Annotated in this window: 9 protein-coding genes; 5 read left to right on the top strand and 4 right to left on the bottom strand. The window is 52.6% G+C overall.

Going from position 1 to position 13,634, the window contains the following annotated elements:
• Positions 1-23: 23 nt before the first annotated feature.
• From M0P74_07015 to M0P74_07000, 4 genes are all read right to left on the bottom strand, one after another.
• Complete coding sequence (locus M0P74_07015; GenBank protein ID MCK9363331.1) at positions 24-1,427, bottom strand: amidophosphoribosyltransferase; 1,404 nt, start codon at positions 1,425-1,427, stop codon at positions 24-26.
• 106 nt (positions 1,428-1,533) lie between these two features.
• Positions 1,534-2,808, bottom strand: coding sequence for an adenylosuccinate lyase (gene purB / locus M0P74_07010; GenBank protein ID MCK9363330.1), 1,275 nt, complete (start codon positions 2,806-2,808; stop codon positions 1,534-1,536).
• Between the two features lie 37 nt (positions 2,809-2,845).
• Entirely contained in the window at positions 2,846-4,429 is a 1,584-nt protein-coding gene (locus tag M0P74_07005; protein ID MCK9363329.1) for an acyl--CoA ligase, read from the bottom strand.
• 67 nt (positions 4,430-4,496) lie between these two features.
• A complete protein-coding gene (locus tag M0P74_07000; protein MCK9363328.1) occupies positions 4,497-5,378 on the bottom strand; it encodes a MaoC family dehydratase N-terminal domain-containing protein in 882 nt (293 codons plus the stop codon).
• A 363-nt stretch (positions 5,379-5,741) separates the two neighbouring features.
• Here M0P74_07000 and M0P74_06995 point away from each other — a divergent pair, with 363 nt between their 5' ends.
• The 5 genes from M0P74_06995 to M0P74_06975 all read left to right on the top strand — a co-directional run bounded on the left by M0P74_06995 (position 5,742) and on the right by M0P74_06975 (position 13,605).
• A complete protein-coding gene (locus tag M0P74_06995) occupies positions 5,742-8,324 on the top strand; it encodes a DNA internalization-related competence protein ComEC/Rec2 (protein MCK9363327.1) in 2,583 nt (860 codons plus the stop codon).
• Between the two features lie 72 nt (positions 8,325-8,396).
• Positions 8,397-9,788, top strand: a complete 1,392-nt coding sequence (locus tag M0P74_06990; GenBank protein ID MCK9363326.1) for a B12-binding domain-containing radical SAM protein — start codon at positions 8,397-8,399, stop codon at positions 9,786-9,788.
• Positions 9,789-9,901: 113 nt separating this feature from the next.
• The gene (locus M0P74_06985; protein ID MCK9363325.1) at positions 9,902-10,591 is read left to right on the top strand and encodes a response regulator transcription factor; all 690 of its coding nucleotides are present in this window, start codon (positions 9,902-9,904) and stop codon (positions 10,589-10,591) included.
• On the top strand, positions 10,557-11,996 hold the full coding sequence (locus M0P74_06980) for an ATP-binding protein (GenBank protein ID MCK9363324.1): 1,440 nt from the start codon (positions 10,557-10,559) through the stop codon (positions 11,994-11,996). Before M0P74_06985 ends, M0P74_06980 begins: the two co-directional genes overlap by 35 nt.
• 145 nt (positions 11,997-12,141) lie before the next feature.
• Complete coding sequence (locus M0P74_06975; GenBank protein MCK9363323.1) at positions 12,142-13,605, top strand: DegQ family serine endoprotease; 1,464 nt, start codon at positions 12,142-12,144, stop codon at positions 13,603-13,605.
• Positions 13,606-13,634: the final 29 nt, after the last annotated feature.

Below are 13,634 nucleotides of genomic sequence, written 5' to 3'. Positions count from 1 at the left end.
TGATAAGCAGCAGTAAAACAGCATCAGAAATAACTTGAGCCGTCCCAGCAATGGGTGCAAATTCTTTCCTTTGGCAAGCCGATAGCTTCTACAAGATCGTCAAGTTTCTGGTACTTTAGCGTAGTTACACCAATATTTTGCCTGATTTTTTCAATCATTTGCTGATAACGGTCTGTTCCTGCTTTGGCATATTCCTCCAGATGGCTGGCTTCTGCTCCTTCAATTTCCTTGATCGCTTTGCGTCCGGCAAGGTCAAGTGTGGAGCGCGACCGGGAGAAATTAAGGAACAGGCAAGGGAAAATGAGGGTGGGACAGGCCGGTCTTATGTGGACTTCCCTGACGCCATAGTCGTATAAGATCCTGACATTATCTTTTAATTGAGTCCCCCTGACAATCGAATCGTCGCAGAAGAGAATCCTTTTCCCGTTTATCAGCGTTTTTATCGGGATCAGTTTCATTTTCGCCACCAGATCTCTCATTTCCTGGTTTTGCGGCATGAAGCTCCGCGGCCATGTTGGCGTATATTTTACATAAGCCCGTTTATAAGGGATTTGTTTTTCTATCGAATAGCCAATAGCGTGAGCAACCCCGGAATCAGGGATGCCTGAGACAAAATCGACCTGGACATCATCATTTTTTGCCAATGCCGCACCACAGCGGTACCGGCACTCTTCGACATTTATATTTTCGTAATCAGAGCTGGGATAACCGTAATAAACCCAAAGGAAAGCGCACACCTGCATCTTATCATTGGGTTTTCGGCGCTGCTCATATCCATCAGCCGTGATAAACACGATTTCACCCGGGCCCAGGAACTTTTCTGTTTCGTAGCCAAGGTTGCAAAACGAACTTGATTCCGAACTTACGGCAAAGGCCCCTGCCTTTTTCCCAATGACCACAGGGGTTCTTCCCAGTTTGTCCCTTGCCGCAAACAATCCGTCTTCGGTCAGCAGCAACAAAGAACAGGACCCTTTTACCTTTTCAAAAACATTTTCTATCCCCTTTTCATACGAATCCTCTTCATCGATCAACATGGCGATCAGCTCTGAGGGGTTGGCTTCGCCATCGATGGTTTCCGAAAAGTGCCGGTACTGCTTCAGGGCTCGGTCGGTAAGCTCTGCAATATTGTGAATCTTGCTGACCGTGACAATGGCAAATTCCCCGAGATGGGACTTGATCATGATCGGCTGCGATTCCGTGTCACTGATAATGCCGATGCCGCTGTTGCCATGAAATTGAGGGAGATCCGGTTCGAATTTTGTCCTGAAATAGGAGCTTTCCAAGTTATGGATGCTTCTTTTAAATTCCCGGGAATTTTTTACCGCCATTCCCCCCTTTTTTGTGCCAAGGTGGGAATTGTAATCTGTTCCGTAGAACAAGTCATCTACACAATCGGATACTGAAATGGCGCCGAAGAAACCGCTCATGATTCTCTCTTTCTTTTATTATATTTGTTTTATTTAAATAAGTTACAAATACTCCATACCTCTCAAGGATATATTCTGGCTCGCCTTTGAATTTTCGTCCTTCCTATCATAGCGAGGGGCCGAAGACGCGGGCGAAGATAAAATCAACCTGCCGGATGAAATTTTGAACATCGAACGCCTCTTCGAGGTCGGCTTTGTCGATACGGGAGACGACTTCGTCGTCCTGGAGCAGCAGTTCTTTGAATTCGACGCCGTTTTCCCATGATTTCATCGCATTGCGCTGAACGATTGCGTAGGCGTTTTCCCGCGTGATCCCCTTCTCGATCAGTTTCAGCAACACCATCTGCGAGAAAATAACCCCCTTCGTCATCTGGAGGTTGGCCAGCATCCGCTCCGGATAGACGACCAGCCGGTCGATGAGCCCGGTGAAGCGCGACAGCATGAAATCGAGCAGGATTGTCGCATCGGGGCCAATCACCCGTTCAACGGAGGAATGGCTGATGTCCCGCTCGTGCCAGAGGGCGACATCCTCAAGGGCGGCAACCGCATAGGAGCGCATCAGGCGCGCCAGACCGGAGATATTTTCCGAGAGCACGGGGTTGCGTTTGTGCGGCATCGCGGAGGAACCCTTCTGCCCCGGCGAAAAATACTCCTCTGCCTCGCGCACCTCCGTCCGCTGCAAAAGCCGGATCTCCTGGGCGAATTTGTCGAGTGAGGACGCCACAATCGCCAGCGTCGTAAAATATTCCGCATGACGATCCCGCTGGACAATCTGTGAGGAGGCAGGCGCCGGCTTCAATCCTGCCATACTGCATACGTACTCCTCGATAGAGGGGTCAATGAAGGAAAACGTGCCGACGGCGCCGGAAATCTTGCCGGCGCTGATCGTCTCTTTCGCCCGCACGAGTCGTTCGCGGTTGCGCTCCATCTCGGCGTACCAGACGGCCAGCTTAAGACCAAAGGTTATCGGTTCCGCGTGGATTCCATGAGAACGTCCGATCATCAGCGTCCGGCGGTGGGCAAACGCCTTTTTTTTCAGCGCGTCGAGCAGCAGGTCAACATCCTCTATCAGAAGCTCCACCGCCTCGCGCAACAAAAGCGCCAGGGAGGTGTCAAGCACATCCGACGAGGTCATGCCGCGATGGATAAACCTGCTGTCCGGGCCAACCTTCTCCGATACGGAGGTCAAAAAGGCGATCACATCGTGTTTGGTCGTTTTCTCGATCTCGTCGATCCTTTCAATGTCGAAACCGGCCCGCTCCTTGATGTTTTTAAGCGCGTCCGGGGGGATTTCGCCCTTTGCAGCCATCCCCTCGCAGGCCAGAATCTCGATATCCAGCCATTTCTGAAACCGGTTCTGCGAACTCCAGATTGCCTCCATTTTTTCCCGTGAATATCTCGGTATCAATCTATCCTCCTTATATATTCGCTAACTCTTCCTTCAACGCAAGTTTGTTCACCTTGCCGCTCGCAAGCAGCGGCAGAAGCGGACGGATGAAAAACTTTTTCGGAATCTTGAAGTTGGCAAGCCGGGAGCGGCACAGCTCCCGCAGCTCTTCTTCGGAGGCTTCCTTGCCCGGCATCTGCATTATCCAGGCCCAGCCGACTTCCTGGTACAGCTCATCGGGAACCCCGATTACGGCGGCAAACAACACCCCTGGACTGGTTTCCAGAACTTCCTCTATCTCGCGGGGATAAACATTTTCTCCGCCGCTCTTGAACATCTCGGATTTTCGCCCGGTAATGGATATGTAACCGCGGGCATCCCTGCTTGCCAGATCGGAGGTATAGAACCAGCCATCCTTGTCGAGCACCTCAGCCGTCATCTCCGGCTTGTTGAGATAACGCTTGAATATCGAAGGCCCCCGGAGGGCTATCTCTCCGATCTGACCGTCCGGCAGCTCCTTGCGGTTTTCATCAACGATCTTCAATTCGAACGGCGGCGCAATCTTTCCCGCAGTAGAAAGCAGGGTTTCCAGGTCATCCCCTTTTTCGGAGTAGGTGACAAACCCGCAAACCTCCGTGCTGCCATAGCCGGTCAGCAGAGCGGCGCCGGCATTTTTACAGATTCCGGAAAGCAGTTCGAGCATAATCTTCGGGGCGGCGGCGCCGGAAAAGACAATCGCCTTCAAACTGCTGAAATTGGTTTGAAAAAACTCCGGTTGCTTCATCTCTAACAGAAACATAACCGGCACCTGCCCCCAGAGCGTAATCTTCTCCTTTTCGATGGTCTTCAAAGTGCCGACCGGATCAAACTGCTCCATATGCACAATGGCGCCGCCTTTCATTATGGAGGCAAAGGCAATCTCGGTATCCGCCGCGACGTGGTTTATCGGAAAATGGAGGAGACAGCGGGCTTCGTTATCCACGCCGAACTTTAAAACCTCCACCTTGATGTTTTCAACTATTCCTGCGTGGGTGTGGAGAACCCCCTTCGGTTTCCCGGTAGAACCGGATGTGTACAGAAGGAGCGCCTCGTCGTCAGGACAAACCTCCGTGGCGCGTTTTGTCAGGAGGACGTCAAACTCCGGCCGGGGCCTGTTTACAAAGTCAGTAAAATTATCGGCGCCCTCAAGCGGCTCGCCGATAACAAACACCCTCTTGATGAACGGAAATTCCTGCTTCAGGGCAGTAATTTTATCTCCCAGATCGGCGCCGAGAAATGACCGAACCGCAATGAGAATAGACGGTTTAGAGTCGCCAATCTGGTAGCGCAGCTCGTCGAGGGTAAGCTTCGGATTCAACCCCAGCCAGACAGCCCCGACTTTCCCCGCCGCCATGTAACTTAACGGAAATTCATTGCGGGCAGCGGCAAGCAGCGCAACCTTCTCGCCCTTCTGCAAACCGATTTCCAGATAGGCGCGGGCGATCTGGTCCATCCTTTTCTTGAAATCAGCCCAGGTCAGCCGCTCCTCTTCGTAGATTAGCGCCTCGGCCACAGGCTTTTCCGCTGCCCATTTTTCCACGTAATGCCAGGTCAAATTCAAATCCTGCCAGCTCATTGGTGTTTCCTCCCTTAGTTTGACAGTTGCGTACCAGAATACTGCTTTTCTGCCGCTTTTTTGATCTTCACCGTGAGGCGAAAGAGACAACGCCGTCGCTTACGGCCTTTTTACCTTCGGAATTAATTATGTTAAAGAAAACATTGACATCCTCTCCCTTGCGGAAGCGGCCGACCGCCTGCACGCTTATTTCGCTTCCCGGCAGAACCATCCCGGTAAAACGGCAGGCTATGGCTTTTACCCGTGCGGGGTCGCCGCCGCATTCCCTGTCTATAACCTCGCGCACCCCCAGCGCCAGCGTCGCAGTTCCCTGATAGATGATGCCGGGCAGCCCAACCTGCCGGGCAAACTTGACGGAGGTGTGGATCGGGAAACAGATGTTCGTGCAGCCATCGTAAATGAACGGAGCTTCTCTCGACACGGAGATAATCGTTTCCCAGAGCAGCGAGGGATTGCCGTCATTTGCAGCAATTTCAGGAAGTTGATCAGCGCCCGCGCCTCCATCAGGGCAGAGCGCTCCCCGCATCAACGCCCCCAAATGCTCCGTAAAGACAAGCCTGTCCCACTCGTCATAAGCGTCGTAGCGCAAAACCATCAGAGTTCCCGCTTTGTGGGGGATAATGGCCGCAAGCCTCCCCTTTATGGAAAGGCGGTCTCCCGGCACTACCAGACGATAAAGCTGGAGATGTTCCGTATAGTGCACCTGCGACAGCAGAACTTCATAGGGAAAATCGGGGATATCCAGATATTCCCAGATTCGCTCGGAGATCGGCCAGGTGATTGCCACGCAGAACATCGGCGGGGCCGCGATGCCTCCGGGCCGCTCATCGTCCACGTAGCGGGGATTGGCATCGCCCACAGCGGCGGCATAATTTGTCGTCTGCCGCCAGGTGATCTGCGTTTCCAGTGGTTTGAGGACAGCGCCGACGAAACGTGAGCTTATTTCCATAATGAATCTCCTTGCACCTGGCTCTTCAAAACGGCCTGGGTTCAACATCTCCGCAAAAACAGGGTTTATCTATCGCACGCTAATCATTGCAGTCAATGACAAATCGTTATGTTTATGGAAAAGCTTAATTGCTCTGCGTTCAACAAGTCTTGTATGATACATTGAAAATCCAATATGTCAACGGGGGATTTGACACGGGGGATTTGAGCTTACAGGGACGATGATCAGAGGCCGGACGTTTGACAGCGCCTCGCATTTTTCTATTGACAGTCGCTCGCGTACCTCCTATCCTGCACCCGCCGGTTATCCTCCTTTCTAATAATCACCCGGGCCGGCCTTCCTTTAGATAAAGGCGAAAGAGGCATGCGAAGACCCTTTGTTGCCATGACGGCGGCGCTGATGGCGGGCATTTCGTGCGGAAGCATCTGGATTATCCCGGTTTTTCCCGTTCTTGCCTCTATTGCTTTGCTGCTCGTCGCGACCGTCCTTTACGAACACCGCAAACTCTGTTTTGAAAAAATCAGTCTCCGTTTTCATTTTTTCAGCAGGTCTGCCATCGTCCTGGCTTCCTTGCTGCTTTGTGTTTTTTTGCTGGGAATCCTTCTGATCGGCCTCTATCTTTATCCGCCATTGCCGAAAAACCACATTGCCCATTTCATCGAAGACCGTCCACTGACCGCGGAAGGAATCGTTGCCGAGAATCCCCTGAGATCTCCGGAGAAGACCGACCTGGTCGTTTCCATCTCCCGCATTCTCAAGGATAAAAGCTACATCCCCGCCTCAGGTTCTGTGCTGCTGAGCATCCGCGGGGAAAACCCGTTTCGCTACGGCGATTTCATTCGTTTCCATGCACGCCTTAAAATTCCCCGCAGCTTCAAGAATCCTGGCGGATTTGATTACGAAAGGTATCTGCGCCTGCGGGGCATCCTCGTCAGGGGTTTCCTCAATGACAATATTTCCTTCGTTGTCCTGCGCCGCGACCAGGGGAACCCGCTGAAGGCAAAACTGGAGGGTTTTCGGGAGCTGATCCGCCGAACCATCTCCGAAAAATCGCCCGGCACGGAGGGAAGCATCATTCAGGCGATGATCCTCGGCGATCAAAAATCCATCCCCAGAGAAACGATGGAAAAGTTCAACAAGACCGGGCTTACCCATATTATCGCCATCTCCGGATTCAACATCGGGATTGTCGCCGCCTTCGCCCTTTTTCTGGCGCACCTGCTTCTGAAGGCGGAATACATCCTCCTGCGGGGAAACGTCGCTAAGTTAGCCGTAATTATTGCCATCTCCGTTGTTATTTTCTACACCGGGGTTGCCGGCGCCGGGATCTCCGTGCTGCGCGCGACGATCATGTTTACGGTTTTTTTGACGGCGCTTTTGCTCGACCGGGAAGGCGACCTCTTCAATATTCTCGCTTTTGCCGCCTTTCTGATTTTAATCATTGCCCCCTCTTCGCTCTTCGACATTTCCTTCCAGCTTTCGTTCGCCGCGGTCGCCGCGTTGATCTTTTTCATGCCTGAATTCATGAATATTCTCCCGCCGCCCCCGGTAAAAGAACCCTTTGCCAATATAAAAACGAGAATGATCTACATCATCAAGATGTCCGTCCGGGGAATTGTAATCTTTTTTCTCGTATCGCTGACAGCGACACTGGGAACGCTGCCCCTGATTATCTTCTATTTCAACCGGATTCCGCTTGTCGGCCTTGCCGCCAACATGATCTGCGTGCCGATTCTCGGCGTGCTGGCGATTCCCGTTTCCCTGGCCATTGTCCTTGCCGCGCCACTCTCTTCCTCCCTGGCCGGTCTGGTGGTGGGTCTGACGGAACTGCTCGTTAAAATCTCGCTCTTTTTCGTTGATCGTTTTGCCGCCCTTCCCTGGGCTTCCCTCATTGTTTCCACCCCAACCATTCCGGAGGTTGCGGCTTGGTACGCATTGCTTATCTGGGCGGGTCTGGCCCTGGGCCGCTTTTCCAAGCCAGCGGCGCTGAAAATAAGTCTGGCAGGCAGATTTTTTTTCATCGCGACGCCGTTTTTCGTAATGCTGTTCTTAGCTTCAACCTGGACATATCAATATTTAAGCAACGCCCATCAGACTGACCTTTCGGTGACAGCCATCGATGTCGGTCAGGGGAACAGCATCCTGGTGAGGTTTCCCGGTGGAAAAAGCATGCTTGTGGACGGGGGCGGTTTTTTCGACGAGAGCTTCGACATCGGAAAACTTGTAGTGGCGCCTTATCTCCTCCACGAAAGGATAACAAAGATAGACACCGTTGTTCTGACGCATCCTGATTCCGACCACCTAAACGGTCTTTTATTCATCCTGGAAAATTTCCATGTAAACGAGGTTTGGAGCAGCGGCGATGAAGCCGCAACCGCTCAATACCGTTCCTTTCTGGATATTATCGGTAAAAAAAGAATAACCCACAGAATTATGGCAAGCGGGCTGCCCGAGATTGACTTCTCCGGCGTTCGCATCCTGATTATGAACCCGCCCGCCTCCCCTCCGACTCCCCTCCCCTTTATTGCCGAGGAGACGGAAGAGCGAGGTTATCCTACCGGGACAAACGACCGCGCCCTCGCAATAAAATTTTCCCTGGGGAAACGGAGCATTCTCCTGCCCTCGGACATCTCCAAGGCCTCCGAGGAGAGGCTGGCCGAATCAGGCCTTGATTTGAAGAGCGATGCGCTGATTGTTCCCCACCACGGAAGCCGCTTCTCCAGCAGCCTCCCCTTTCTCGAGAAGGTTGCCCCCAAAATCGCCGTTGTCAGTTGCGGTTATAAAAATCTCTTCGGTTTTCCCCATCCGGAAACACTGGAAAAATATCGGCAGATAAACGCCGATTTGTATCGCACTGACGAAGACGGCGCCGTCCGGGTAACAACAGACGGAAGAAACATCGTCGTTGATTGCATCGCTTCCGGCGCTTGCGAAGACAGAATATAGCTCCTGAATTCACAAAAAGAAACTGCCTTCCGGTTATTGCAGCAGAAACGCTTCTGTGTTAGCAAGCGAGTCATGAAATATCAGGCGCTGCTTATCAACCCGTGGATTTATGATTTCTCCGCGTACAACCTCTGGTATAAACCACTGGGACTTTTGTCCATAGCCTCCCTGCTGCGGATAAACGGGATTGCTGTCTCGTTTATCGACTGCCTTGAAGACGATCCGGAACTGCGCCCCGAAAGCGCAATTTACCCAGGGAAAATAAGAGCCGACGGCGCGGGGACATATTCCCGGGAGCGTATTATCAAACCTTTGCCACTGCGGATGATCCCGAGAAATTATCACCGTTTTGGCCTGCCCCCCGAAATCTTCCTGAAAAAACTGCGCAATCTCCCACGTCCGGACATCATCATGATAACGACGATGATGACTTACTGGTATCCCGGCCTGTTTGCCATCATCCCCTACGTGAAGCAGGTCTTTCCGGGCGTTCCCGTTGTTATCGGCGGCAATTACGTCTCCCTTTGCCCGCAGCATGCATCGCAAGCGGGGGCGGATTTCTGTCTCCCCGGGGCGGGCGAGGCAACCCTGCCTGGACTTTTAAAAGACCTTTTAAAAATAGATATGCAATTCCTCCCCGACCCCGATAATCTCGACTCATACCCCTACCCGGCCTTCGACTTCCTTCGCAACCCTGCCAGTTTGCCGATCCTGACCTCGCGAGGCTGTCCCTGCCGCTGCAGTTATTGCGCCTCGCATCTGCTGTATCCAGGCTTCCGCAGAAGAGACCCACTCCTTGTCGCCGCGGAGATAGAGTTCTGGCATCGGCGTTGCGGAACAAGAAATTTTTCCTTTTATGACGACGCCCTGCTGGTGAATTCGCAAGAAATGGCAACGCCGCTTTTAAAAGAGTTAATCCGAAGAAATCTGCCTCTCCATTTCCATTGTCCGAACGGACTGCATCTGCGAGAAGTAACCCCGGAAATAAGCAGGCTTATGTATAAGTCCGGCTTTAAAACCCTCCGTTTCGGCTTTGAAACCTCTGATCTGCTCCGGCAGAAAATAACGGGCGGCAAGGTTAGTAACAAGGATTTGCAGGAGGCCGTGAAAAATCTTCAAAAAGGGGGCTATTCCCCGTCCGACATCGGGATATACATTCTCTGCGGACTCCCCGGCCAGTCGGCCGAGGAGGTTGCCGAAAGCATCGAATACGTCCAGACCTTCGGGGCGCGTCCAATTCTGGCGGAGTATTCGCCGATTCCCGGCACCATCCTCTGGCCCGAGGCCGTGGCCTCTTCACCCGACCCGGTCGCAGCGGAACCACTTTTTCAAAACAACACGTTGCTTCCCTGCAGGAATCAGTCGCTTACCCCTGCCGCTTACCAAAAACTGAAATTAATGACCAGGGGTCGGCGGAATACTGTCATTCTCTGCCGCAGTAATGCCACTGGTGAAAAGTATTGACAGCTTGGGAAGGATTGGCTTATTTATTAAACCGATAAAATAATCGGCAGATTGAAAGGGTTTCTTTTTCAGCGAAACGTTTTTTTCAACAGCAACCGGCAAAAGAGGGTTCAATGCGAGTCTTACTAGTCGAGGATGACATCAAGATCGCCTCTTTCATCGTCAAGGGGCTCAAAGCGGCCGCTTTTGCGGTTGACTGCGCCATGGATGGCGAGGAAGGTCTCGAACTCGCCATGTCGGAACCATATGACGCGGCGATTATCGATCTGATGCTTCCAAGAAGAACTGGTCTGTCGTTGATCAAAGAGATGCGGGCCGAGAAGGTGAATACCCCCGTTTTGATTCTTAGCGCGAAGAGTTCCGTGGACGACCGGGTAAAGGGGCTCGATACCGGGGCAGACGACTATCTTACGAAACCTTTTGCCTTTTCAGAGCTGCTGGCCCGTGTTCAGGCCCTTATCCGCAGGGCAAGCGGCACGGCGGATCCCGCCCGTTTGAGCGTCGGGGATTTGTCAATCAATCTGCTTACCAGGGAGGTGGCAAGAGGTGAAAGACATATCGATCTCCAGCCGCGGGAGTTCTCACTGCTCGAATACCTGATGCGCAATGCCGGGAGGATTGTTTCTAAAACGATGATCATGGAACATGTGTGGGACTACCATTTCGATCCGCAGACCAATGTGGTTGAGGCAAGAATCAGCAGGTTGCGGGAAAAGATAGACAGAGACGCTGATCAAAAACTGATCCATACCGTTAGGGGTGCGGGGTATGTCATTAAAGAAACCGGTTCGTTTCCGCAATAGCCTTACGCTGCGACTAACCCTGTGGTACACAGGCATTTTTGCGGTTTTCTCCCTGGTCGCCTTCTTCTTGTTTTATACCCTTATCACGTCCGTCATTCAAGAAAAGACCGATCAGGACCTTCTGAGTCAGGCCGGACAGTTTTCGGCGGTCTTGACCCAGCGGGGCATAGAGACGGTCGAGGGGATCGCGGTATTCGAAGCTAAAGCGGCCGGGGAAAAGAAAGTTTTTTTTCGTTTTCTTTACCCGAATGGTCAGGTTTTTTCGTCATCCAATATGGATTACTGGAAAGACATCTCCATAAATAAGGAGGCCATTGCGAAGATTCTGGGCGGGGATGGGCAGGCGATCGAAACGGTCAGTCTGACCATCACGAACAATCAGGTTCGCATCCTCTATGCGATGATCGGTCCGGGGGTTATCCTGCAAGTCGGCCAGTCCATGGAAAACTATAGGCGGATCATTGAAGCCTTCAAGGGGGTGTTTCTTGCCACGATGGCCCTGCTCATCGCTCTGGCGGCAGGAATTGGCTGGTTCATGGCCCGCCGCGCGGTTTCGGGAGTTGAGGCCGTCACTATAACAGCTCAGAGCATTTCCGGAGGAACGCTCGAAAAGAGGGTCCCCGTGAAGAATCGCGGCGACGAGATTGATCAACTGGCCGTTACGTTCAATCAGATGCTGGATCGAATACAATCGCTTGTTGCCGAAATCAGGCAGATGGGCGACGATATCGCCCATGATCTGAAAAGTCCGCTTACCCGCATCCGGGGTATGGCGGAAATAACGCTAACCACCGGCAAATCACTTAATGAATATGAAACCATGGCGGCAAGCGTGATTGAGGAATGTGATCTGCTTCAGAATATAATCAATACGATGCTGATGATATCGAGGACCGAAGCAGGCGTGGAAAAACCGTCCGGGACAACGATAGATCTGGCAAAAATCGTCAAAGACGGCTGCGAACTTTTCGGGGCAACCGCCGAGGACAGAAACATAACCCTCTCCTGCAATGTTCCGGAGGAATGCATGATTCAGGGTGATGCCCGGATGATTCAGCGACTTTTGTTCAATCTGCTGGACAATGCGATAAAGTACACCCCCGCAGCGGGAGTGGTCAGGACGTCGCTTTCGCAAGACAAAGGATCACGAGTTATCCTCAAAATTGAAGACACGGGGATCGGCATTTCCGCTGTGGATATCCCCCGTATTTTTGAGCGATTCTACCGGGGCGACAAAAGCCGCTCCGCATCCGGCTCTGGCCTCGGGCTTAGCCTGGCAAGGGCAATAGCCCGCGCCCATGGAGGCGACATCCGGGTGGTAAGCCGGATAAGCAAAGGAAGTGTCTTCACTGTAACCCTGCCGATTTCCCTCGAAAGCTCTCTCCTCGGAAATTCCCCCGAATAAACCAGCTCCTCAATTTTGTACGCTTGACGAACATTACCAAATGGTCACTTTGCGATCATCCTCCCGTTAGGTTCGATCATTATAATGGATTAAAAATAAAAAAGGGGCTGATATCAAGCCAAAATTTTAACGAGGAGGATAGGTCATGAAGGTAAAGAATAATATCAAGATGGCAGTGGTTGTCCTGTTTTTGACGGTCGCGGTTGCCGGGTTGGGTTACGGAATGAACGCTGCCGGTAAAACGGGCGAGACGCGAACAGCGCAAGCGGCGGGGTCTTTTGCCGGGTCAGCGATGATTCCCAACAATTTCAGCGATCTGGCAGAAAGAGTGAGGTCTGGCGTCGTCAACATTCAGGTCAGTAAAAAAATCAGGGACACCGGATTGGAAAGATTCGGGGGAAACCCATTCGGCGAAGGTAATCCCTTCGGTGATTTTTTCGGGCCGTTTGGCGATTTCAGAAACAGGCATCCCGAGAGGAGACAGCAAGGAATAGGTTCCGGCTTCATCATGAACAACGACGGTTACATCCTGACCAACAATCATGTCGTAGATGATGCCGGCCAGATCAAGGTAAAGCTGACGAATGGGAAGGAGTTTGACGCCAAGATCATCGGCCGTGATCCCAAAACCGATCTGGCCCTCATCAAAATTAAGGCTTCAGCCGATCTACAGCCGCTGAAACTCGGCAATTCCGATGACATGAAGGTGGGAAACTGGGTGCTGGCGGTCGGAAGTCCCTTTGGACTCGAGCAGACGGTTACCGCAGGAATTGTCAGCGCCAAGGGCCGGGTGATCGGCTCCGGGCCCTATGACAACTTCATCCAGACCGACGCTTCGATTAACCCCGGCAACAGCGGCGGTCCGTTGATCAACATGCTGGGAGAGGTTATCGGCATCAACACGGCCATTATCGCATCCGGGCAGGGAATAGGATTTGCGATTCCGATTAATATGGCCAAGGAGATCGCCCCGCAGCTTCAGAAACGGGGGCATGTCACTCGGGGATTGCTGGGCGTAACGATTCAGGATGTAACCCCGGAACTGGCAAAATCGCTTGGTCTCGGCGCAACCAAAGGCGCCCTCGTTTCGCAGACGCTTCCGGGTGAACCGGCCGACAAGGCAGGAATCAAACAGGGTGATGTCATCATCAATTTTGATGGACGAAAGGTTGAAAATTCCAAGGATCTGCCGCGGATTGTCGCCGCCACTCCAATCGGGAAAGAGGTAGCGGTAACGGTGATAAGGGATGGAAAAGAGATAAAACTGCAGGCAAAGATCGGCGAGATGGAGGAGGAAAAGAGCGCCGGGCTGAAAACTCCCGGACAGCCTACCCTTGGGGTTTCCGTGCAGAACCTGACGCCTCAGGTGGCCCGGGAGCTCGGGCTGAAGCAGACTGCCGGGGTGGTCGTAACCGATATTGAATCCGGAAGCCCGGCGGAGGACGCGGGGATTCAGCCCGGCGATGTTATCGAGTCGGTCAACCGCAAGCCAGTCAAGAATGTAAGCGAGTTTGTCAAGGAGGTAGAAAAGGTGAAAAAGGGCGACGGCCTTCTACTTCTTGTCCAGCGGGGACAAAGCGCCCTTTTTGTCGGAATAACGCTCAAGTAAGACAGGCCCTCAAGCGCCGGGCTGACGAA

The sequence above is a fragment of the Syntrophales bacterium genome, from assembly GCA_023229765.1.
Lineage (GTDB): Bacteria > Desulfobacterota > Syntrophia > Syntrophales > UBA5619 > DYTH01.
The sequence above is the reverse complement of the archived record's forward strand: the minus strand, read 5'-3'. Positions and strand labels throughout refer to the sequence as shown.